General features: G+C 71.9%; 17 protein-coding genes. 1 reads left to right on the top strand and 16 read right to left on the bottom strand.

Translation table 11 applies throughout. The features are described 5' to 3' along the window. The 16 genes from JAN01S_RS13450 to rimP all read right to left on the bottom strand — a co-directional run. Nucleotides 1-2,746 (bottom strand): Rne/Rng family ribonuclease (locus JAN01S_RS13450; RefSeq protein ID WP_084360260.1); only part of this gene is annotated, 2,746 nt, incomplete at its 3' end. A 159-nt stretch (nucleotides 2,747-2,905) separates the two neighbouring features. Beyond that, entirely contained in the window at nucleotides 2,906-3,637 is a 732-nt protein-coding gene (locus JAN01S_RS13445; RefSeq protein ID WP_068319116.1) for a TIGR03936 family radical SAM-associated protein, read from the bottom strand. A gap of 11 nt (nucleotides 3,638-3,648) precedes the next feature. Further along, nucleotides 3,649-6,504, bottom strand: coding sequence for an FAD-binding and (Fe-S)-binding domain-containing protein (locus JAN01S_RS13440; protein ID WP_068319115.1), 2,856 nt, complete (start codon nucleotides 6,502-6,504; stop codon nucleotides 3,649-3,651). Between the two features lie 54 nt (nucleotides 6,505-6,558). Continuing rightward, nucleotides 6,559-6,747, bottom strand: coding sequence for a hypothetical protein (locus JAN01S_RS13435; RefSeq protein ID WP_068319113.1), 189 nt, complete (start codon nucleotides 6,745-6,747; stop codon nucleotides 6,559-6,561). Nucleotides 6,748-6,811: 64 nt separating this feature from the next. Further along, nucleotides 6,812-8,791 (bottom strand): TIGR03960 family B12-binding radical SAM protein, encoded by a 1,980-nt coding sequence (locus tag JAN01S_RS13430; protein ID WP_068319111.1) that lies wholly within the window; start codon nucleotides 8,789-8,791, stop codon nucleotides 6,812-6,814. 141 nt (nucleotides 8,792-8,932) lie between these two features. Continuing rightward, nucleotides 8,933-10,789: an AMP-dependent synthetase/ligase gene (locus tag JAN01S_RS13425; RefSeq protein ID WP_306305669.1), complete on the bottom strand. Its 1,857-nt coding sequence runs from the start codon at nucleotides 10,787-10,789 to the stop codon at nucleotides 8,933-8,935. 74 nt (nucleotides 10,790-10,863) lie between these two features. After that, nucleotides 10,864-12,042: an FtsW/RodA/SpoVE family cell cycle protein gene (locus tag JAN01S_RS13420; protein WP_068319110.1), complete on the bottom strand. Its 1,179-nt coding sequence runs from the start codon at nucleotides 12,040-12,042 to the stop codon at nucleotides 10,864-10,866. Between the two features lie 4 nt (nucleotides 12,043-12,046). Next, nucleotides 12,047-13,015 carry a bifunctional riboflavin kinase/FAD synthetase gene (locus tag JAN01S_RS13415; protein WP_068319109.1) on the bottom strand — a complete coding sequence of 323 codons (969 nt, stop codon included), beginning with the start codon at nucleotides 13,013-13,015 and terminating at the stop codon, nucleotides 12,047-12,049. A gap of 11 nt (nucleotides 13,016-13,026) precedes the next feature. Further along, nucleotides 13,027-13,947 carry a tRNA pseudouridine(55) synthase TruB gene (truB, locus tag JAN01S_RS13410; RefSeq protein WP_068319107.1) on the bottom strand — a complete coding sequence of 307 codons (921 nt, stop codon included), beginning with the start codon at nucleotides 13,945-13,947 and terminating at the stop codon, nucleotides 13,027-13,029. Beyond that, the gene (gene rbfA / locus JAN01S_RS13405; protein WP_068319106.1) at nucleotides 13,944-14,399 is read right to left on the bottom strand and encodes a 30S ribosome-binding factor RbfA; all 456 of its coding nucleotides are present in this window, start codon (nucleotides 14,397-14,399) and stop codon (nucleotides 13,944-13,946) included. Before rbfA ends, truB begins: the two co-directional genes overlap by 4 nt. A 141-nt stretch (nucleotides 14,400-14,540) precedes the next feature. Next, on the bottom strand, nucleotides 14,541-15,023 hold the full coding sequence (locus JAN01S_RS13400) for a hypothetical protein (RefSeq protein WP_169797235.1): 483 nt from the start codon (nucleotides 15,021-15,023) through the stop codon (nucleotides 14,541-14,543). A gap of 5 nt (nucleotides 15,024-15,028) precedes the next feature. Continuing rightward, nucleotides 15,029-15,706 carry an RDD family protein gene (locus JAN01S_RS13395; protein ID WP_068319104.1) on the bottom strand — a complete coding sequence of 226 codons (678 nt, stop codon included), beginning with the start codon at nucleotides 15,704-15,706 and terminating at the stop codon, nucleotides 15,029-15,031. A 207-nt stretch (nucleotides 15,707-15,913) separates the two neighbouring features. Further along, a complete protein-coding gene (gene infB / locus JAN01S_RS13390; protein WP_068319103.1) occupies nucleotides 15,914-18,769 on the bottom strand; it encodes a translation initiation factor IF-2 in 2,856 nt (951 codons plus the stop codon). A gap of 65 nt (nucleotides 18,770-18,834) precedes the next feature. Continuing rightward, on the bottom strand, nucleotides 18,835-19,215 hold the full coding sequence (locus tag JAN01S_RS13385; protein WP_084360259.1) for a YlxR family protein: 381 nt from the start codon (nucleotides 19,213-19,215) through the stop codon (nucleotides 18,835-18,837). Nucleotides 19,216-19,244: 29 nt separating this feature from the next. Continuing rightward, a complete protein-coding gene (nusA, locus tag JAN01S_RS13380) occupies nucleotides 19,245-20,342 on the bottom strand; it encodes a transcription termination factor NusA (RefSeq protein WP_068319102.1) in 1,098 nt (365 codons plus the stop codon). Between the two features lie 3 nt (nucleotides 20,343-20,345). Beyond that, nucleotides 20,346-20,870, bottom strand: a complete 525-nt coding sequence (rimP, locus tag JAN01S_RS13375) for a ribosome maturation factor RimP (protein ID WP_068319101.1) — start codon at nucleotides 20,868-20,870, stop codon at nucleotides 20,346-20,348. A gap of 85 nt (nucleotides 20,871-20,955) precedes the next feature. Here rimP and JAN01S_RS13370 point away from each other — a divergent pair. Further along, the coding region (locus tag JAN01S_RS13370) for a hypothetical protein (RefSeq protein WP_218000044.1) at nucleotides 20,956-21,581 on the top strand (626 nt) is incomplete at its 3' end.

Raw genomic sequence — 21,581 nt, 5'->3', positions numbered from 1 at the left:
CCCGGCGGCCACCACGGCGGCGCGGGGCCGGCTCGGGCTCCGGGTCCGCTTCGACGGCCTCGGGCTCGACGACCTCGGGCTCGACGACGGGCTCCGGTGCCACCTCGGGCTCCGGCTCGCTGACGGGCTCGACGACCGGCTCCGGCTGCGCGGCCGGGGCGGTGAGGTCCACCGGCTCCAGAGCGACAGGCGCACCAGCGCTCGAGGCGGCCCGGCGGCCACCACGGCGGCGCTTGGGCGCCGGCTCCGGCTCGACCTCGGCGGCCGGCTCGGGCGCTGCCTCGACCTCGGACTGCTCCTGCGGCTCCGTCTCGGTCTCGGGCTCGGTCGAGGTGGCCGTGGGCTCGAGCTCGGCGACGTCGTCCTCGCCCGCCTCGCCGGCGATGTTCTTGATCGCCGCGGCGTGCGCCGCCGCCGCGATCTGGGCCGCGGTGCGGCCGTTGCCGTCGGTGTGCTCCTCGGGAGCCTCGTTCTTGGACGGCGTGGAGGTGTCCTTCTCCCCCTTCGACCGGCCGCGACGCGACCTGCCGCCACCACCGTTGCCACCGTGGTTGCCGCCGGCGTGACCGCCCGGGTCGTGGGCGACCGGCTCGCTGTGGACGATGATCCCGCGGCCGTGGCAGTGCTCGCACTCCTGCGAGAAGACCTCGATCAGGCCCGCGCCGACGCGCTTGCGGGTCATCTGCACCAGACCGAGCGAGGTGACCTCGGCGACCTGGTGCTTCGTGCGGTCCCGACCCAGGCACTCGAGCAACCGACGCACGACGAGGTCGCGGTTGGACTCCAGGACCATGTCGATGAAGTCGACGACGATGATGCCGCCGATGTCGCGCAGCCGCAGCTGGCGCACGATCTCCTCGGCCGCCTCGAGGTTGTTCTTGGTGACCGTCTCCTCGAGGTTGCCCCCGGAGCCGGTGAACTTTCCGGTGTTGACGTCGACGACGGTCATCGCCTCGGTGCGGTCGATGACGAGCGAGCCACCCGAGGGCAGCCAGACCTTGCGGTCCATCGCCTTGGAGATCGCCTCGTCGATGCGGTGCGCGGCGAAGACGTCGCCCTCGCCGGTCCACTTCTCGAGTCGCTCGGACAGGTCGGGCGCCACGTCGTCGACGTAGCCCTTGATCTCGCGCCAGGCGCCGTCCCCGGCGACGATCATCTTGGCGAAGTCCTCGTTGAAGATGTCGCGGATGACGCGCACGGTCATGTCGGGCTCGGCGTGCAGCAGGACGGGGGCGCCGCCGGCGGAGCCCTTCTTGCCCTTCTTGGCGTCGGCGGTCGAGCTGATCTTGTCCCACGCCTTGGTGAGGCGCTCGACGTCGGCGGTCAGCTCCGCCTCGGAGGCCCCCTCGGCCGCGGTGCGCACGATGACGCCGGCGCTGTCGGGGACGACCTGCTTGAGGATCGACTTCAGGCGGCTGCGCTCGGTGTCGGGCAGCTTGCGCGAGATGCCGGTCATGCTGCCCTCGGGCACGTAGACGACGAAGCGTCCCGGCAGCGAGATCTGCGAGGTCAGGCGGGCGCCCTTGTGGCCGACCGGGTCCTTGGTCACCTGGACGAGGACGGCGTCACCCGAGGAGAGCGCGTTCTCGATGCGGCGGGCCTGGCCGTTGCCGACGCCCTGCGCCTCCCAGTTGACCTCACCGGCGTAGAGCACCGCGTTGCGGCCCTTGCCGATGTCGATGAAGGCGGCCTCCATGCTCGGCAGGACGTTTTGCACGCGACCGAGGTAGACATTGCCGACGAGCGTCGAGGTCGTCTCGCGGGAGACGTAGTGCTCGGCGAGGACGCCGTCCTCGAGGACACCGATCTGGGTGCGCTCGCCGTGCTGGCGCACGACCATGACCCGCTCGACGCTCTCGCGGCGGGCGAGGAACTCGGCCTCGGTGATGATCGTGCGACGGCGACCGGCTTCGCGGCCCTCGCGGCGGCGCTGCTTCTTGGCCTCGAGGCGGGTGCTGCCCTTGATCGCCTGCGGCTCGTCGCGGCGCGACTCGCGCACCTTGGTCACGGTGCCCGGCGGGTCGTCCTGACCGCCGTTGCCCCCGCCGCCACCACGGCGGCGGCGACGCCGGCGACGCGAGCTCGAGGAGCCCTCGTCGGAGGAGTCGTCGTCGGAGTCCGCGTCGTCGCCCTCGGAGGAGTCGTCGTCGGAGCCGGAGTCGTCGGAGGCGTCGGCCTGCTGCTTGCGGCCACGGCCGCGGCGTCCGCGGCTGCGGCCACCGCCCGAGCCGCCCTTGCCGGAGTCGTCGTCGGTGGAGTCGTCGGAGTCCTCGCCCTGGGCGGCCTCTGCGTCCTCGTCGCCCTCGGAGTCATCGGACTCGTCCGAGCTGTCGGCGGAGCGGTTGTTGCGGCCGCGTCCACCCCGGCGGCGCCGGCGGCGACCGCCCTCACGCTGGGTGTCGTCGTCCGAGTCGCTCGCGTCGTCGCGCTCGTCGGAGTCCCGGGAGTCGGCGTCGCGGGAGTCGACGTCGCGCGAGTCGGTGTCGTCCTCGTCGGAGTCGTCCGCGTCGTCGGCCACGGGCTCGGGAGCCCGGCGGCGCGGCGGCGCGGTGACGGCCTCGGGCGCCTGGAAGAGCAGACCGAAGGAGGGCACGACCGCGGCGGGCGCACTCTCCTCGGCCTCGGGCGCGTCCTCGGTCTCCTCGACCTCGGGGGTCTCCTCGGTCGCGGCGAGCTCCTGCTCGTCGGTCACGGGAGCGGTGGTCTCGGTCGACTCGTCGACCGGCGTGTCGTTGTCGGTGGCCATGTGGCACCTCCTGCACGGCGACCGGTGTCCCGACACCGGCACCCGTGGGTGCGACCCGGCCGCTGCGCGGCGTGGCGGGCCCCTGGGCCCGCGGAAGAGTCCGTGTTGCCTCGACGTGGCTCGCGCTCAGCGCGGCACCCCGTCAGGGCCGGCGCCGTCTCAGTCGGTGGCCAGTGGATCGGCCACGCTCTCGGTCTCGCTGCTCCAGATCCCCTGCGCCAAGCGCGTCGCCTTGGGCGATCGCGTCGGCGCGAACGAGGTGGCAGCGGTGATCGCGCTGAGGACGTCGTCGGGGCGAACGGCAGGTGTGGTGTGCCGCACGACCATCGTCAGTATCGCACAGCCGCTCTCGTCGACCTCGGTCCACGCCGACTCGACCGGTCCCCGCGCGTCGTAGCTCTTCATGCCGCGCTTGAACATCCGGCTGACCTCGATGTGCTCCTGGGCGAGGAACCCCTGCACGGCCGCCTCGAGCTCAGCCGGGTCGGTGCCGGGGAACTCCAGCCGCCACCGGCTCGCCTGCAGCCGGTCGGCGAGCGCCCCGGGCTGGGCGTCGACCACGGAGACGATGTCCAGTCCGTCGGGCAGGGCCGCGTCGAGCGCGCGGCCCACGGCCTCGGGGTCGACCTGCTCGGTCACCGAGATCTCGAAGTACTCGGCCTCGCTCGCCGCACCGGTGGGCGCGCCGTTGGCGTAGGAGATCTTCGGGTGCGGGTGGAAGCCGGCCGAGTAGGCCATGGGCACCCCGGCCCGGCGCAGCGCACGCTCCAGAGCCCGACCGAAGTCGCGGGTCGAGGAGTGCCGCAGCCGGCCCCGCCGCGCGTACTGGATGCGCAGCTTTTGCACCGCGGGGGGCGGCGGCGGTCCGTCGGGAGTGCGTTGCCTGGCCATGGGGGTCAAGCCTAGGCGCCACGCACGAGCAGCTCGACCAGGTGCACGCCGGTCCGCTCGGACAGGTCCGCGATCTGGGTCTGGCAGGAGAACCCGTCGGCCAGCACGACGGCGTCCGACGAGGCAGCGTCGATGGCCGGGAGGAGCTGCTGCTGCGCGACCTTGACCGAGACCTCGTAGTGCCCGAGCTCGACGCCGAAGTTGCCGGCGAGCCCGCAGCAGCCCCCGAGCCGGGTGACCGTCGCGCCGGTGCGGGCCAGGAGCGCCTCGTCGGCCGACCAGCTCATCACGGCGTGGTGGTGGCAGTGCGGCTGCGCGATGACCTCGGTGCCGGTGAGGTCGGGGGCGGACCACCGCCCTTCGTCGATGGCGGTCGTGAGCACCTCGGCGACCGTGCGCACCCCCGCGGCCACCCGTCCGGCGGTCGGGGTGGGCACGAGGCGCGGCAGGTCGTGGCGCAGGGCGGCGGTGCAGCTCGGCTCCATGCCGACGACCGGGATGCCGGCCGCGACGACCGGTCCGAGGGCGCGCGCGGCCTCGTCGAGGGTCGCCTTGGCGGCGTCGAGCTGGCCCGTGGAGATGTAGGTCAGGCCGCAGCACAGCGCCTCCGCGGGGACGAAGGGGGTGAACCCCGCCTCCCGCAGCACGGCCACCGTGGCCCGCCCGACCTGCGGTGAGAAGTGGTCGGTGAAGGAGTCGACGAACAACGCGACCGGGTGGTCGGTCCCCGCGGCCTGCGCGGCGGAGGCGATCATCCCTTCGCCCCTGGCCCAGGAGCGGAAGGTCGTGCGGGCGAAGCTCGGGATGCTGCGCCGCGGGTCGACGCCGGCGGCGGGCAGGGTGAGGCGCTTCAGACCCGGCAGCGAGGTCATCGCGTTGACCAGGCGGGGCGCGCGGGAGGCGAGCCGGGCCATCTGCGGCAGCCGGCCGAGCGAGTAGTGGCTGCGCGGCCGCAGCTTGCCCCGGTAGGTCTGGTGCAGCGCCTCGGACTTGTAGGTCGCCATGTCGATCCCGGTCGGGCAGTCGCTGGCGCAGCCCTTGCACGACAGGCACAGGTCGAGGGCGTCGTGGACCTCGGGCGAGGCCCATCCCCCGGTGATCGTCGTGCCGTTGAGCATCTCCTGCAGGGCGCGGGCACGGCCGCGGGTGGAGTCCTTTTCCTCGCCCGTCGCGAGGTAGCTCGGGCACATGACGGTGGTCGAGGTGCCGGCGGCACGGCACTTGCCGACGCCGGTGCAGCGGTGCACCGCCTGGCTGAAGTCGCCCTCGTCCTCGGGGTAGCTGAAGGCCAGCGGCAGGCTCACCTTGCGCGCGGCGGGGATGCGGATGTCGGCGTCGACGGGCGCGGGGTCGACGAGGATCCCGGGGTTGAGCAGGTTGGTCGGGTCGAAGGCGTGCTTGACCGCGGCGAACAGGCCCATCGCCTCCTCGTCGTACATCCGCGGCAGGAGCGCCGAGCGGGCCCGCCCGTCGCCGTGCTCCCCCGAGAGCGAGCCGCCGTGTGCGGCGACGAGGTCGGCCGCGTCCTCGACGAGCCGACGGTAGCGGTCGGTGGCGTCGGGCGCGTCGAGGTCGACGTCGAGCCGGATGTGCAGGCAGCCGTCGCCGAAGTGCCCGTACGGCAGCCCCTGCACGTCGTGCTCCTCGAGCAGCGCGTCGAAGGCCCGCAGGTAGTCCCCCAGCCGGGCCGGTGGGACGGCGGCGTCCTCCCAGCCGGCGTGGGCGGGCCGGTCGCGCGGGCTGCGCGAGGACAGGCCGGCGCCGTCCTCGCGGATCTTCCACAGCGTGCGCGCGTGCGCGGGGTCGGTGACGACGAGGGAGTCGGTGTGCTCGATCTCGCGGCAGACCCGCTCGGCGGCGGCGCGGGCCGCCGCGTCGTCCTCGCCCGGCACCTCGACGAGGAGCCAGGCCGCGCCCCGCGGCAGCTCGGGGACCGCGTGGTCGCCCCGACGGGAGCGCAGGATGTCGACGATCCGCGAGTCGATGCCCTCGGCGGCGACGGCGCCGAGCCCCTTGAGCAGGTGCGCGACGTCACCGGCGGCGTAGATGTCGGGGAACCCGAGCACCGCCAGGCAGGTGGCCGGCGGGTCGGTGACGAGCCGGACCCGCGCCTGCGTCACGAGCGCGAGGGTGCCCTCGGAGCCGACGAGCATCCGGCCGATGTCGCGGCCGCGCTCGGGCGCGAGGTGCTCGAGGGCGTAGCCGGAGACCTGCCGACCAAAGGTGCCGAAGCGCGTGCGCACGGTGTCGAGGTGGTCGTCGGCCAGCTGCGTCAGCCGGGCGACGAGTGCGTCGTCACCGATGAGAGAAGGGGGTCCCCCCGCCACTCCCGTGGTCGCCGTGAGGCGCGTGCCCGCCGCGGTGAGCAGCTCCATGCCGACGACGTTGTCGCTCGTGCGGCCGTAGCCGAGCGCACGGTTGCCGCAGGCGTTGTTGCCGATCATGCCGCCGACGGTGCACCGGCTGTGGCTGCTCGGGTCGGGACCGAAGCGCAGCCCCACCTCGCGCGCCCGCGCCTGCAGGCTCGCGTGGACCGTGCCGGCCTCGACGACGGCGGTCGCGCTGCCGGGGTCGACCTCGAGCACCCGGCCCAGGTGCCGGGCGGTGTCGATGACGATGCCTGGGCCGACCGCGTTGCCCGCGCACGAGGTGCCGGCGCCGCGCGCGGTCACCGGGATCCCGAGCTCTCGGGCGACCGACAGCGTCGCGGCGATCTCGTCGGTGTGCCGCGGGAAGACGACCGCCCGTGGCGGCACCCGGTAGATGCCCGCGTCGGTGGCGTACATCCCGATCGTCAGGGCGTCGGTGCGGGCGTCGGCGACGCCCTCGCGGTGCAGGGCCTCGGTGAGGAGCGTGGACGAGGTCATGGGGCGCATTCTCCCCCTTCGTCCCCGTCCTCGTGTGGCGGGCCCGCGGACCGGTCAGGTCTCGCGGATCACCCAGGGCACGACGACGAGCACGAAGGCGAGCAGCCCGATCAGGCCGGCACCCCACATCGTGTAGCGCGAGCGGCTCGCCGCGCTCCAGCGATCCATCGGCAGCACGGCGAAGCCCAGCCCGTAGGCGATCGCCAGCACCCCCACGACCATCGCTCCGGTCCCGATCGACATGCCCCTGCTCCCCCTGCTCGGTGACGTCAGGCCCAGACTGCCACGAGCGAGGGGACGAGGGGGGTCAGGGACGGACCATCTCCTGCTTGCCGCCGCCGAGGACGGTGAGCGGGAGCAGGGTCTTGCCCGTGGGACCGATCTCGATGTCGGTGCCCATCTGCGGGCACACGCCGCAGTCGAAGCACGGTGTCCACCGGCAGTCGTCGACCTCGGTCTCGTCGAGGGCGTCGAGCCAGTCCTGCCACAGCCACTCCTTGTCGAGGCCGGAGTCGATGTGGTCCCAGGGCAGGACCTCCGACTCCTCGCGCTCACGGGTGGTGTACCAGGCGACGTCGACACCCGTCCCCTCGAACGCCGTCTCGGCAGCGCTCATCCACCGGTCGTAGGAGAAGTGCTCGCTCCAGCCGTCGAAGCGGCCGCCGTCGCGCCAGACCTGCTCGATGACGCGGCCGACGCGGCGGTCACCGCGCGAGAGCAGGCCCTCGACGATGCCGGGCTTGCCGTCGTGGTAGCGGAAGCCGATGGAGCGGCCGTAGCGCTTGTCGGCGCGGATGGCGTCGCGCAGCTTGTGCAGGCGCTCGTCGGTCTCCTCGGCGCCCAGCTGCGCGGCCCACTGGAAGGGGGTGTGCGGCTTGGGCACGAAGCCACCGATGGAGACGGTGCAGCGGATGTCGTTGTGCCCGGCGACCTCCCGGCCGGTCTCGATGACCCGCTTGGCGACCTCGGCGATCTGCAGGACGTCCTCGTCGGTCTCCGTCGGCAGGCCGCACATGAAGTAGAGCTTGACCTGCCGCCAGCCGGCGCCGTAGGCGGCGGCGACGGTGCGGATGAGGTCCTCCTCGGTCACCATCTTGTTGATGACCTTGCGGATGCGCTCGGACCCGCCCTCGGGGGCGAAGGTCAGTCCGGACCGGCGGCCGTTGCGGGTCAACTCGTTGGCCAGATCGATGTTGAAGGCGTCGACCCGGGTGCTCGGCAGCGACAGGCCGGTGTTGGTGCCCTCGTAGCGGTCGGCGAGCCCCTTGGCGATGTCACCGATCTCGGTGTGGTCGGCACTGCTGAGCGAGAGCAGGCCCACCTCCTCGAAGCCGGTGGCGGCCAGCCCGGCCTCGACCATCTCGCCGATGCCGGTGATCGAGCGCTCGCGGACCGGGCGGGTGATCATGCCGGCCTGGCAGAAGCGGCACCCGCGCGTGCAGCCGCGGAAGATCTCGACGCTCATCCGCTCGTGCACGGACTCGGCGAGCGGGACGAGCGGCTGCTTGGGGTAGGGCCAGGCATCGAGGTCCATGACCGTGTGCTTGTCGACGCGCCACGGCACGCCGGACTCGGCCGGGACGACGCGCTGGATGCGCCCGTCGGGCAGGTAGTCGACGTCGTAGAAGGCGGGGACGTAGACGCCGCCGGTCGCGGCGAGACGACGCAGCACCTCGGTGCGGCCGCCGGGGCGGCCCTGCGCCTTCCACTCGCCGATGATGTCGGTGGCGGTGAGGACCGCTTCCTCGCCGTCGCCGATGATCGCGGCGTCGACGAAGTCGGCGACCGGCTCGGGGTTGAAGGAGGCGTGCCCACCCATGACGACGATCGGGTGCTCGTCGGTGCGGTCGGCGGCGTGCAGCGGGATGCCGGCCAGGTCGAGCGCAGTGAGCATGTTGGTGTAGCCCAGCTCCGTGGAGAAGCTCAGGCCGAAGACGTCGAAGTCGCCGACCGGGCGGTGCCCGTCGACCGTGAACTGCGGCAGCCCGTGCTCGCGCAGCAGGGCCTCCATGTCGGGCCAGACGGCGTAGCTGCGCTCGGCGAGCGCGTCGGGGCGCTCGTTGAGCACTTCGTAGAGGATCATCACGCCCTGGTTGGGCACGCCGACCTCGTAGGCGTCGGGGTACATCAGGGCCCAGCGGACCGTCAGGTCCTGCCCGTCGGGGCCGTGGCCACCGACGTGCCAGTCCTTGACCGTCGAGTTCAGCTCGCCCCCGACGTACTGGATGGGCTTGCTGACGCGCTCGAGCAGGGGCTCGAGGGCAGAGTAGATGGACTGACCACGCATGGATCAAGGGTACGGGCCAGTGACCACGCCACCCAAAGGCGAAGGTGAAGGATCCGGACGAGGTCGGTGTCGCCCCGACTCAGGGAGTGAGGAACGAACGACCTAGGGGCGATACCGGTCCTCGTCCGGATCCGACCAACATCAGCTCGGGTACATCTCCTCGATGTCGCCCTTGAACTTCTCGGCGACGACCTTGCGGCGCATCTTCAGGCTCGGGGTGAGCTCGCCTGCTTCGACGGTCAGGTCGCGGCCGAGGATGTGGAACTTCTTGATCTGCTCGTGCCGGTTCAGGCCCGCATTGAGTTCGTCGACGTAGGACTGGACCATCTCGCGGGCCTGCATGGACGAGACGATCTCGGTGTAGCTCGCGTCCGGCATGCCGTTGGCCTCGGCCCAGAGCTTGATGGCCTCCTCATCGAGCGTGACCAGGGCCGTGACGAACTGCCGGTTCTCGCCGTGGACGAGGAACTGACCGACGTACGGGCACAGTCCCTTGAACGTCGACTCGATCTGCGAGGGCGCGACGTACTTGCCGTTGCTCGTCTTGAACAGGTCCTTCTTGCGGTCGGTGACCTTGACGAACCCGTCCGCGTCGATCTCGCCGATGTCGCCCGAGTGGAACCAGCCGTCCTCGGTGAGCACCTCGGCGGTGGCCTCGGGGTTGTTGTGGTAGCCCTCCATGACGTGCTCGCCGCGGATGAGGATCTCCCCGTCGTCCGCGATCTTGATCTCCGTCTGGGGCGTCGGCCAGCCGACGGAGCCGATCCGCAGCGCGTAGGGACGGTTGACCGTCGCGGCCGCCGAGGTCTCGGTCAGGCCGTAGCCCTCGAGGATCGGCAGGCCGGCACCGGTGAACCAGTGGGCGACGTCCTGGTTGAGCGCGGCCGACCCGGAGATGAAGAAGCGCACCCGCCCGCCGAAGCGCTCGCGGACCTTGGCGAAGACGAGCTTGTCGCCGATCGCGTGCTTCAGGCTCAGCAGCGGACCGGGCTTGCGGTTGTCGGACCGGGCGCGCGACCAGTCGCGCGCGGCGTCGGAGGCGAAGGCGAAGATCTTGGCCTTGGCGCCCCCTTCCTCCTCCATGCCCAGCGAGATCTTGCCGTAGACCTTTTCGAAGATCCGCGGCGCCGCGGCCATGAAGGTCGGCCGCACGACGCCCAGGTTGTCGACGATCTGGTCGATCCGACCGTCGACGGCGGTCTGCATGCCCACGTCCGTGCTGATGAGCAGCAGGACCTTGGCGAAGACGTGCGACAGCGGCAGCCACAGGTAGTGGACGTCGTCGGGTCCGAGCATCCCCGTGGCGCGGATCGCGGCCCCCTGGTAGGTCCACGTCCTGTGGAGCAGGCGCACTCCCTTGGGGCGGCCCGTCGTGCCCGAGGTGTAGATGATCGTCGCGAGGCTGTCGGGGCCGGTGCCGTCGATGCGCGCGTCGACGAGGCCCGGCTCGCTGGCCAGGGCCGCCCGGCCACGCTCCTCGACGTCGTCGAGGGAGGTGACCCAGTCGTCGAGCTCGACCCCGTCGGTGTCGATGGCCACGACGTGGGTGACGCCGGGGATCGCGTCGCGGACCTGGCGCAGCTTGTCGACCTGCTCGGCGTCCTCGGCCACGACGACCTTGGACCCGGAGTTGTCCGTGATGAAGGCGACGTCGTCGCTGATCGACGTCGGGTAGATCGTCGTCGTCGCGGCACCGGCGGCCATGATCGCGTAGTCGGCCAGGACCCACTCGATCCGGGTGCTCGAGGCCAGCGCGACGCGGTCCTCGGGCAGGACCCCCAGCTCGACGAGGCCGGCGGCAAGCGCCCAGACCCGCTCCCCGAGCTGCGCCCAGGTCAGCTCGTCCCAGGCGATCCCGGACGGGTAGGAGTAGGCGATGTTGTCGGGGGTGTCGGCGATGCGCTGCCGGAGCAGGTGGCCGACGGAGGGGGCTCGGTCCTCCATGACACTGACGTCGAAGATCTCGTCGGATGCGCGGGTGGGTGGGGCTTCGGGCACGGGGAGTCCACTCCTTCGTGGGCTGCGGGTGATGCGGGTGATGCGCGCATCTTGCCCCAGCGGCACGCCTCCTGTCACTGCCCTGACCACAAGGTGACCGATTGGTAACCGCGAACCCGCCCGGCGTCCCGCCGAGCGGGCTCACGGGTGACCGCGATGACGACGCCGAGGGCGGCCCAGCAGGCGAACATCGAGGAGCCGCCGTAGGAGAGGAAGGGCAGCGGCAGTCCCGTCACCGGCAGCAGCCCGAGGTTCATCCCGATGTTTTCCACCGACTGGACGGCGAACCAGGCGGCGACCGCCCAGCAGACGAGCCGGACGAAGGGTTCCTCGCTGCGCATCCCGGCCAGCGCGATGCGCCCGACGACCAGGGCGAGCAGCACGACGACGAAGGCCGCCCCGACGAAGCCCAGCTCCTCCCCCGCGACGGAGAAGACGAAGTCGGTCTCCTGGAAGGGGATCGCACCGGAGCTGGTCAGCTCGCCCTGGTGCAGGCCCTGGCCGCCCCACCCTCCACCGGCGATCGCCCGGCGCACCTGCTGGGTCTGGTAGCCGATGCCGAGCGGGTCCGCGGACGGATCGACGAAGGCGGTGAGCCGGTCGCGCTGGTACGGGCTGAGCAGCGGGGTCGTGAACGCGGCGGCGACGGCGCCGGCCACGGCCACCACGACGCCCGCGAGCCACGGCCACGAGGCGCCGGAGACGACGAGCACGCCGAGGGCCAGCGCGACGAGGACGAGCGCGGATCCGAGGTCGGGCTGGGCCATGACGAGCAGGACCGGCACCGCGGTGACCGCGCCGGCGAGGAGGATCTCCCGCACGCGCGGGCGCTGTCGCCGCTCCGCAGCCGGTGCGAGCAGCATCGGCAGCGCGACGCACAGCCCGACCTTGGCCAGCTCGCTCGGCTGCAGCGAGAAGCCTCCCGGCAGCCGGATCCACGACCTGGAGCCGTTGACCTCCGCGCCGAGCGGGGTGAGGACGAGGACGAGACCGAGCACGCCCGCGAGATAGACGAAGGGGGCCAGCGCCCGCAGCGTCGCTCGGTCCAGTCGGACGACGAAAAGGGCGAGCAGCCCGCCGATGCCGAGGTTGAGCAGGTGCCGCACGAGGTACGCCGAGCCGGAGTCGGCCCGGGTGGCGGAGTGGACGAGGAGGGCGCCGAGGCCCGAGGCGATGAGGGCAGCCGCGATCAGGACGAGGTCGGAGCGCACCAGCTGCGACCCGAGCCCCTCCCCCTTCGCCGCCCTGGGCACGACCTCAGGGTCGGGGGCTCGGGGGCAGGTCGAGGACCTCGCGGGTGCGATCCACGTCGCGGGCCATCGCGACGAGCAGCTCGTCGATGGAGTCGAACTTCAGCGTCGGCCGCACGTGCGCCACGAAGTCGACGGCCACCTGCTCGCCGTAGAGGTCCAGGTCGGTGCGGTCGAGCACGTAGGCCTCGACGACCCGCACCTGCTGGTCGAAGGTGGGGTTGGTGCCGACGGAGATCGCGGCGGGCAGACGCCGGTCGTCGCTGCCCTCGGGCAGGTCGAGACGGGTGAGCCACCCCGCGTAGACCCCGTCGGAGGGGACGAGGCCGAGGCTGTCGGGGGCGAGGTTGGCCGTCGGGTAGCCGAGCTCGCGGCCGCGGTGGAACCCGTGGACGACGGTGCCGGCGACGCGGTGGGGGCGGCCGAGGATCGCGGCGGCCTCGGCGACCTCACCGGCCGCAAGGTGCGTGCGCACCGCGGAGGAGGACCAGCGCTCGCCATCGCCCTGGTCCTCGATGACGACGACGTCGAAGCCGTGCTCGGCGCCGAGCTCCCGGATGAGGTCGACGTCGCCCGTGTAGCCGCTGCCGAAGCCCTTGGTGTCGGCGCCGACGACGAGCGCCTCGACCTGCAGACCGGTGACGAAGGTGTCGACGATGTAGTCGACCGCGCTCGTCTGCGCGAACTCGGCGGTGAAGGGCAGCACGAGCAGCCCGTCGACGCCCGCGGCCTCGAGGAGCTCGTCGCGCAGCGGACCGGGCGAGATGATCTCGGGCGCGCGCTCGGGGTGCATGACCTCGACCGGGTGGGGGTCGAAGGTCACCGCCACGGCAGGCACGTCACGCGAGCGGGCCTGCCGGACGAGCTCGTCGAGGATGGCGCGGTGCCCGCGGTGCACACCGTCGAAGTTGCCGAAGGTCGCCACGCACGGCCGCAGCTGCGACGGGGTGGCACTCGGGGCTGACCAATGCTGCACGAGAGCACACTCTACGAACTGGCCGGAGCGAAGACGACGTGGGCTCGTGCCGTGGGCCGGCTCTCGTCGAGGACCGCGACGAGCGTCCCGTCGGGAGCGAGGGCCGCGACGGCCTCCTCACGGCCGGGCTCCGCACTCTCCACGCGCTGCCCGTAGCCGAGCGCCCGGGCCTGCCCCTCCGTGAGCTCACGGGTCGGCAAGGCTGCCGCGGCGGCCACCTCCAGGGGCGTGAGCGGCAGGACCGCCTCGTCTCCCCCGTCCTCCCGCAGCTGCGTCAGCGCGTCGAGGGCGTGGGCGTGCTCGAGGGTCAACCCGCCGACGCGGGTACGGCGCAGCGCCGTGAGGTGCCCGTGGCTGCCCAGGCGCTCCCCGAGGTCCCGGGCCAGCGCCCGCACGTAGGTACCGGACGAGACCTCGACGACGACGTCGACGTCGAGCACCGGGTGCCCGTCGGCGTCCGCCGGGCGCACGTCGAGCACGTCGAAGCGGGAGACGGTCACCGGCCGGGCCGCGAGCTGCACGTCCTCGCCGGCCCGCACGCGCGCATAGCTGCGCTCCCCCTTGACCTTGATCGCGCTCACCGAGCTCGGCACCTGCTCGATGTCGCCGGTCAGGGTGGCGACGGCCCCGTCGAGCGCGGTCCGGTCGATCCCGGCCACGTCGCCGACGTGGGTGGTCTCCCCCTCGGCGTCGTCGGTGATCGTCGCCTGCCCGAGGCGGATCGTCGCCGTGTACTCCTTGTCGGCGCCGACGAGGAAGGTCAGCAGCTTGGTCCCGCGACCGACCCCGAGCACGAGGACACCGGTGGCCATCGGGTCGAGGGTGCCGGCGTGCCCCACCTTCTTCGTGCGGTAGAGCCGCCGGCAGCGGGCGACGACGTCGTGGCTCGACCAGCCGGCCGGCTTGTCGACGACGACCAGGCCCTCGTTCACGCGTCGGACGACGAAGGGGGCGAGTCCTCCCCTTCGTCCTTGGTGCGGTAGGGGTCCGCCTCGCCCGCGGGCGTCGCCGTGGACCGGGCGCGGGCCAGGTCCTCGTCGCGCTCCTTGGCCGAGCGGAGCAGGTCGTCGATGTGCGACGCGTTCTCCGGGACGGCGTCCGGGAGCAGCTCGAGCGTCGGCGTCAGGCGGATGCCCAGCTGCTTGCCGACGAAGGAGCGCAGCTTGCCCCGGTTGGCCTCGAGGACCTCTGCGCTGCGCTCGCGCTGCGCGTCGTCACCGAAGACGGTGTAGAAGACCGAGGCGTGCTGGAGGTCACCGGTCACCCGCACGTCGGTGATCGTCACGAACCCTAGGTCGGGGTCCTTGACGACCTGCTGCAGGTTGGCCGCGATGAGCTCCTGGATGCGGTCGGCGATCTTGCGGGCGCGGGCCGGGTCGGCCATGGCACACCTCCGTGAGGGGCTGGTGGGGACGTGCCCCACGGTATGCGACAGACCCCCGGTCCGAGCGAACCGAGGGCCTGGCGCGGCAGCCAACTACTGTCGGTCGACAAGGAGTTCAGACCCCTGCCGAGGGAGACCCCTTCAACGACTGAGCTGCCGCCGTACCCAGTCCGGGGGCGATGCGTTCGACTGCTGTCTCCAGACGACTGCCCGGATCATGGTCACCCACCACATCGGGTGCGCGAGCCGCAGAACGTACGTGACCGAGGACGTCCCCGGCGTGCCGTACACGAAGTACACCCCGTCGTGCTCGGCGTGCAAGGACGTCAGGTCCTGCCAACCGAGCGAGATCTCCTGCGTGGCCTGCAGCATGATCCGTTGCGGAGTCAGGTGCGCCGTGCCGACGGCGACATGGGACCAGTTCAGCGCCGCGGCATGCGTCGACGGGTCCGATCCACCGAAGGCCAGCTGCAGGCCTCGTTGTTGGTCCAATCGCGCTGACCCTCGCGCAAACACTGGCTCCCCGGTGTAGAGGCTCGAGTCATGCATTGGTCCCGGCCAATGACCGGCCCGGAGCGCGTCTTGGAGTGCAAGTGTGGCTCGCCAGTCCTCGACGATATCCAACGGCTCTACTTGACGGAGACAACGAGGTCGTTCGCCACGTTGTCGTGCCAGCCCTGCATGCGCCCTGAGCTGTCGAACATCGGCGACAGGTACACCAGCAGTCCGAGTCCACAGAAGAAGTTTGCGACCTGCGGGATCAGGATGCGCATGAAGGACGAACCCCACCCGGGGTTCTGACCGTTGCGCTGGTCGACGACCTTGACTCCGGCCACCATCTTCCCGATGGTCTGACCCTTCAGCGCGATCATGACGAACTCGTAGAGCACAGTGGCCACGACGCCGAAGAACCAGATGAACATGATGCCACCCAGGCCCAGCGTGGCGCCCTCGGACGACGACGAACTCATCCCGGCGGTGGCGAACATCAGGACGAAAAGGATCAGCCAGAAGACGGCGTAGATGACCGTGTCCACGATGCGGGCCATTGCCCGTGCACCGAGCGTGGCGACCTTTGCCGTCCCGAGGCCGGCGATGTTGACCAACCCGCTGTGGGCGTCGACGGCACCCGGTCCCGCGGGCGGCGCGGACGCGACAGGGCCGGGCGCACCGAAACTCGTCTGCGGCTGGCCATAGCTGGTCGGCGGCTGGCTCTGGCCGGATGCGGGCTGCTCCGGCAGGGGCGGCGGGGGCGGCGGTGTGTTGGCGCCGGTCTGGTCCGGGACGTTCGGCTCGTAACTGCTCATGGGGCTCCTCGTGGTCGTGGCAACGGCTGTGGCGTGGCGGGGTGTTCGGGCGAGGACACCCTAGTACGTGCTGCCAGCTTCGTAGGTTACCGAGGCCGCAGTTCGCTCCTCGGGACCGGGTTGATCGGGGAAGATGCCACATCCATCCGGTGACATCGAAGGGGGACGGCAGCACGTGCTGCCGTCCCCCCTTCGCTGCGCCCCGTGTCAGACGCGGGGCTTCTCCCGCATCTCGTACGTGGAGATGAGGTCGCCCTCCTGCACGTCGTTGAAGCTGCCCAGGTTGATACCGCACTCGAAGCCCTCGCGGACCTCGGTGACGTCGTCCTTGAAGCGTCGCAGACCGGTGAGCTCCAGCCCCTCGGTGATGACGACGCCCTCGCGGGTGATGCGCGCCTTGGAGCCGCGCTTGATCTCGCCGCTGCGGACGATCGAGCCGGCGATGTTGCCGAACTTGCTCGAACGGAAGACCTCGCGGATCTCCGCCGTGCCGAGCTCGACCTCCTCGTACTCCGGCTTGAGCATGCCCTTGAGCGCCTGCTCGATCTCCTCGATGGCCTGGTAGATCACGCCGTAGTAGCGGATCTCCACGCCCTCGCGCTCGGCGACCTCGGCGTTCTGCCCCTCGGCGCGGACGTTGAAGCCGATGATGATCGCGTCGGACGCCATGGCGAGGTTGATGTTGTTGAGCGTGATCGCGCCGACGCCGCGGTCGATGATCCGCAGGTCGACGTCGTCGCCGACGTCGATCTGCAGGAGCGCATCCTCCAGGGCCTCGACGGAACCCGACACGTCACCCTTGAGGATGAGGTTGAGGGTGTCGATCTTGCCGGCCGCGATGACCTGGTCGAGGTCCTCGAGGCTGATCCGCTTGCGGGCCTTGGCGAGGCTGGCCTGACGGTCCGCGGCCTCACGCTTCTCGGCGATCTGGCGCGCGGTCCGGTCGTCCGGCGCGACGACGAAGGTGTCGCCGGCACGCGGGACGGAGGACAGGCCGAGCACCTGGACCGGACGGGAGGGACCCGCCTCCTGGACCTGGTTGCCGTGCTCGTCGAGCATGGCGCGCACGCGGCCGAAGGCCGAGCCGGTGACGATCGCGTCACCGACGCGCAGCGTGCCCGACTGGACGAGGACGGTCGCGGTCGCACCGCGGCCCTTGTCGAGGTTGGCCTCGATCGCGACACCACGGGCGTCCCGGTCGGGGTTGGCCCGCATGTCGAGCGCCGCGTCGGCGGTGAGGAGCACCGCGTCGAGCAGGGAGTCGATGTTCTGCCCCTGCTTGGCGGAGACGTCGACGAACATCGTGTCGCCGCCGTACTCCTCGGCCACGAGGTTGTACTCGGTGAGCTGACCGCGGATCTTCGCCGGGTCGGCGCCCTCGACGTCGATCTTGTTGACCGCGACGACGATCGGCACGTCGGCGGCCTGGGCGTGGTTGAGCGCCTCGATCGTCTGCGGCATGACGCCGTCGTCGGCCGCGACCACGAGGATCGCGATGTCGGTGACCTTGGCACCACGGGCACGCATGGCGGTGAACGCCTCGTGACCCGGGGTGTCGATGAAGGTCAGCGCCCGGTCGGCACCCTCGTGCTCGGTGTGGATCTGGTAGGCACCGATGTGCTGGGTGATGCCACCGGTCTCCCCCGAGCCGACGTCCGCGTTGCGGATCGCGTCGAGCAGTCGCGTCTTGCCGTGGTCGACGTGACCCATGACGGTGACGACCGGCGGACGGGCCTCCAGGTCCTCCTCGTCCTCGGCGTCGACCCCGATCTCGAGGTTGATGTCGAAGGAGTCGAAGAGCGCGCGCTCCTCCTCCTCGGGCGAGACGATCTGGATGTCGTAGCCGAGCTCGGCGCCGAGCAGCTGGAAGGTCTCCTCGTCGAGGGACTGCGTGGCCGTGGCCATCTCGCCGAGGTTGAACAGCACGGTGACGAGCGATGCCGGGTTGGCGTTGATCTTGTCGGCGAAGTCGCTCATCGAGGCGCCCTGGCGCACGCGCACCACGGTGTTGCCGTCGCCACGGGGGACGATCACGCCGCCGATCGACGGCGCGGACATCTGCTCGAACTCGGCCCGCTTCGCGCGCTTGCTCTTGCGCTGCTTGCGCTTGCCGCCGCCGCGACCGAAGGCACCCTGGGTGCCACCGCGACCGCCGGGACCACCGCGGTAGCCACCGCCACCGGGACCGCCTCCGGGACGGGCGCCGGGGCCGGCACCGGGACGACCGCGACCGCCGCCGGGGCCACCACGGCCACCGGGACGCTCACCCGGCCGCGGGACGGCCGAGCTGGCCGGCATCATGCCGGGCGAAGGACGGGGACCGCCGCCGGGACGCGGGGCGCCACCGGCCGGACGGGGGCCACCGGCACCAGCGGCCGGACGTGGTCCGGCCGCGCCGGCGCCGCCACGACCGCCGGGACGCTGCCCGGGACGGGGCATGCCCTGGCTGGAGGCGAAGGGGTTGTTGCCGGGACGTGGGCTGCCGGAGCCGCCCCCTTCGCGACGGGTGCCCATGCCCTGGCTGGAGGCGAAGGGGTTGTTGCCCGGACGCGGACCCGACGGCTTGGCCGCGGCCGGCTTGGGGCCGGGCGTCGGCGGCTTCGGGCCGGGGGTGGCCGGCTTGGGGCCGGGCGTCGCGGACGCCGCGGGGCGCTCCGGGGCGGCCGGCTGCTCGGGCGCGGCGGGCTGCTGGGGGGCAGCGGGCGTCGCGGGAGCGGACTGCTCCGCGGCCGGGGCCTGGGGCTCGGGAGCCTTGGGTGCCTGCGGCGCGGGAGTGGACGGCTTGGGGCCGGGCGTCGGGGCCGCCGAGGGGGCGGGGGTCGACGCCGCGGGCTTCTGGGGGCCGGGGGTGGCGGCGGGCTTGGCCGGAGCCGGCTTGGCGGCGGCCTTCTTCGCCTTGGGGTCGGCGGCGGGCGGGTTGTCCTTCACCCGGCGCACGACCGGCGCCTCGATCGTCGAGCTCGCCGACTTCACGAACTCGCCCATCTCGCCCAGGTGGGCGAGGAGGGCCTTGCTGGAAACCCCGAGCTCCTTGGCGAGCTCGTGGACACGGACCTTGGCCACGTTTCTCCTTCTCTGGTCCGTTCCTACGAGAGAAGGCGCGGACCGTCGTCAGTTGAGGTGAATGCTCATTGCTGAGTACTCATCGGGTGCTCATCAGCGTCAAACCCGCTCTCGGTTGCTGTACTGAATCGGTCGGTCGTGCTGCCCATGCCCTCGATCCAGGCACGAAGGGCGTCGGTCCCCTCGACCCGGCACCGGAAGGCTCGGGAGAGGGCCCGCCGCCGGACGGCGAGGTCCAGACAGGCGATGTCGGGGTGGAGCCATGCCCCACGACCCGGCAAGCGCTTGCGCGGATCGGGGGCGGCCGTGGTGTGACCACGGTCATCCGTCACCGCGACGATGCGCAGCAGGGTCGACCGGCTATCCCGTCCACGACACCCGATGCAGGTCCGCACGGGACCCACGGGGGCGGAGTCGGACTGGAGTCCAGTCCGGTCGACCTCCATCAGTCTAGCCCCTACCGGCCCCGGACCCGTCACGCACCCGGCTGGCCGGGCACGGCGACTCCGCCGCTGGCCTCCGGGGCGTTGTCCGGACGGATGTCGATGCGCCAGCCGGTGAGCTTGGCCGCGAGGCGGGCGTTCTGGCCCTCCTTGCCGATGGCCAGCGACAGCTGGTAGTCGGGCACGACGACACGCGCCGAGCGCAGCTTGGGGTCGACGACCGTGACCGACTGCACCTTGGAGGGCGAGAGGGCCGCGGCGATGAACTGCTGCGGGTCGTCCGAGTAGTCGACGATGTCGATCTTCTCCCCCTGGAGGTGCTCCATGACCGCGCGGACGCGGGCGCCCATGGCACCGATGCACGCCCCCTTCGCATTGAGGCCGGGCACCTTGGAGTGGACCGCGATCTTGGTGCGGTGACCGGCCTCGCGGGCCAGCGCGGCGATCTCGACGGTGCCGTCGGCGATCTCCGGGACCTCCATGGCGAAGAGCTTGCGCACGAGGTTGGGGTGGGTGCGCGACAGCTGGATCTCGGGACCGCGCATGCCGCGCTTGACCGAGACGACGTAGACGCGGATCCGCTCCCCGTGGTTGTAGGACTCCCCCGGGACCTGCTCGGCCGAAGGGAGGACCCCCTCCACCGTGCCGAAGTCGACGAGGACGTTGCGCGGGTTGGAGCTCTGCTGGATGACGCCGGCGACGATGTCGCCCTCGCGCCCGCGGAAGTCGCCGAGGATCGCCTCGTCCTCGAGGTCACGCATCCGCTGGGTGATGACCTGCCGGGCGGTCGCGGCCGCGACGCGACCGAAGTTGTCCGGGGTGTCGTCGAACTCGGGACCCAGCTCCTTGCGCGTGCGGGTGCGCATCAGCGGGTTGCCCTCGTCGTCGACGGGGGCGGGCTCGCCCTCGGCCGCCTCGACGGGGACCTCCTCCTCGACGAGGTGCTCCTCGCGCGCCCAGACGACGACGTGGCCGTCCTTGCGGCCCAGCTCGGCGCGCGCGTTCTTGTACGCACCCTCGGTGCGGTGGTAGGCGCCGAGGAGCGCCGCCTCGATCGCGTCGACGAGGATGTCGAAGGGGATCTCGCGCTCGCGCTCGAGCGCCTTGAGGGCGTGGATGTCGATGTCCATGGATCAGTCCTTGGTCTCGTCGGCGTCGGACGCGCCCGGTCGGTTGAACTCCACCTGGGCGACGCCCTTGGAGATGTCGGCGAAGAGGATGTGCTCGGTGCGGGGCGGCTGCTTCTTGGTCCCGGCGACCTGCAGGTCCACCCCGTCCTCGGTCGTGGCGAGCACGCGGCCGGTGATGGTCTGCCCCGCGTGGGCCACCTCGACGAGGCGGCCGACGGTGCGGCGGAAGTGCATCGGCTCGGTGAGCGGGCGGTCGGTGCCCGGGGTGCTCACCTCGAGGGTGTACGGCTGGCTGCCCATGACGTCGCTCGCGTCGAGCGCGTCACTGACGAGGCGGGTCGCGTCGGCGATCTCGTCGAGCGTCAACGGCTCGACGGGCGTGTCGCCGATCGGGTCGTCGAGGGGACGCTCGACGGTGATGCGGGCGACGCGACGCTTGCCGGCAGGGGTCACGCTCACTCCTGCCACGGTGAAGTCGTCACCCAACGCGCCGGACACCTGATCGCGGATGTCCTGCTCCTGGACCATGGGAAGCCTTCCGTGTGGAGTTGCCGTGCTGGCCCGCCACTCTAGTCATGATCGGCGCGCACCGGGACATGCGAAGATCGACGTCGTGCCCGCCCGACCCAGCCGCCGCCTCCTGATCACCGGTGCCCTCGCCCTCACGACGGGCGCGCTCACCGGCTGCGGGGTCCGGCTCGAGGACGACGCGCCGGACCTCCCCTTCGTCCCGCGGCGGGAGCCGATCCCCGGCGAGGCCGCCCTGCTCGCCGTGCTCGGGACGCTCGAGGACAGCGACGCCGTCCACTCCGCCCAGCGCGCCGGGCTGCTGCGCGACGCGCTCGAGGAGGCCCAGGTGCCGGTGGCGCTCCTCGACGAGGCGGCGGCCCCGGCGACGGATGCGGAGACGGCCGCGGCGTTCGAGGCGTCGGTGCGCGAGTGCGGACCGCACCTGCTGCGGCTCATCGGGCAGCTGACCGCCAGCCACCGCATCACCACCCCGCTCGGCGACAAGGTGCGCCTGTGGACCGCCGCCGGCACCGACGCGTGGCAAGCCGGTGAGGTCGCCGCGACGGCGCTCGAGGCGACCCGCGCGACGATGTACGCCCTCGACGTGCTGGCCGGCCAGACCGCTCGGCCGGGGCAGGGCAAGGTGCCCGAGGCGGCCCTCACCGCGAGCCGGGAGCTGCAGGGTCTCAGCGTGCGGCAGACGACCGCGGCGGGCGACGCGGTCGAGCC

It is taken from the genome of Janibacter anophelis NBRC 107843 (genome assembly GCF_001570945.1).
Taxonomy (GTDB): Bacteria; Actinomycetota; Actinomycetes; order Actinomycetales; family Dermatophilaceae; genus Janibacter; species Janibacter anophelis.
Note: the sequence above shows the minus strand (reverse complement) of the source record. Positions and strands in the feature narration are given on the sequence as shown.

What these genes read in the sequence shown, in the direction of transcription:
- JAN01S_RS13445 (WP_068319116.1), bottom strand. Translation starts at nt 3,637, where the DNA reads ATGGCCAGGCAACGCACTCCCGACGGACCGCCGCCGCCCCCCGCGGTG.
- JAN01S_RS13440 (WP_068319115.1), bottom strand. Translation starts at nt 6,504, where the DNA reads ATGACCTCGTCCACGCTCCTCACCGAGGCCCTGCACCGCGAGGGCGTC.
- JAN01S_RS13435 (WP_068319113.1), bottom strand. Translation starts at nt 6,747, where the DNA reads ATGTCGATCGGGACCGGAGCGATGGTCGTGGGGGTGCTGGCGATCGCC.
- JAN01S_RS13430 (WP_068319111.1), bottom strand. Translation starts at nt 8,791, where the DNA reads ATGCGTGGTCAGTCCATCTACTCTGCCCTCGAGCCCCTGCTCGAGCGC.
- rbfA (WP_068319106.1), bottom strand. Translation starts at nt 14,399, where the DNA reads ATGGCCGACCCGGCCCGCGCCCGCAAGATCGCCGACCGCATCCAGGAG.
- JAN01S_RS13395 (WP_068319104.1), bottom strand. Translation starts at nt 15,706, where the DNA reads ATGAGCAGTTACGAGCCGAACGTCCCGGACCAGACCGGCGCCAACACA.
- JAN01S_RS13385 (WP_084360259.1), bottom strand. Translation starts at nt 19,215, where the DNA reads ATGGAGGTCGACCGGACTGGACTCCAGTCCGACTCCGCCCCCGTGGGT.
- nusA (WP_068319102.1), bottom strand. Translation starts at nt 20,342, where the DNA reads ATGGACATCGACATCCACGCCCTCAAGGCGCTCGAGCGCGAGCGCGAG.
- rimP (WP_068319101.1), bottom strand. Translation starts at nt 20,870, where the DNA reads ATGGTCCAGGAGCAGGACATCCGCGATCAGGTGTCCGGCGCGTTGGGT.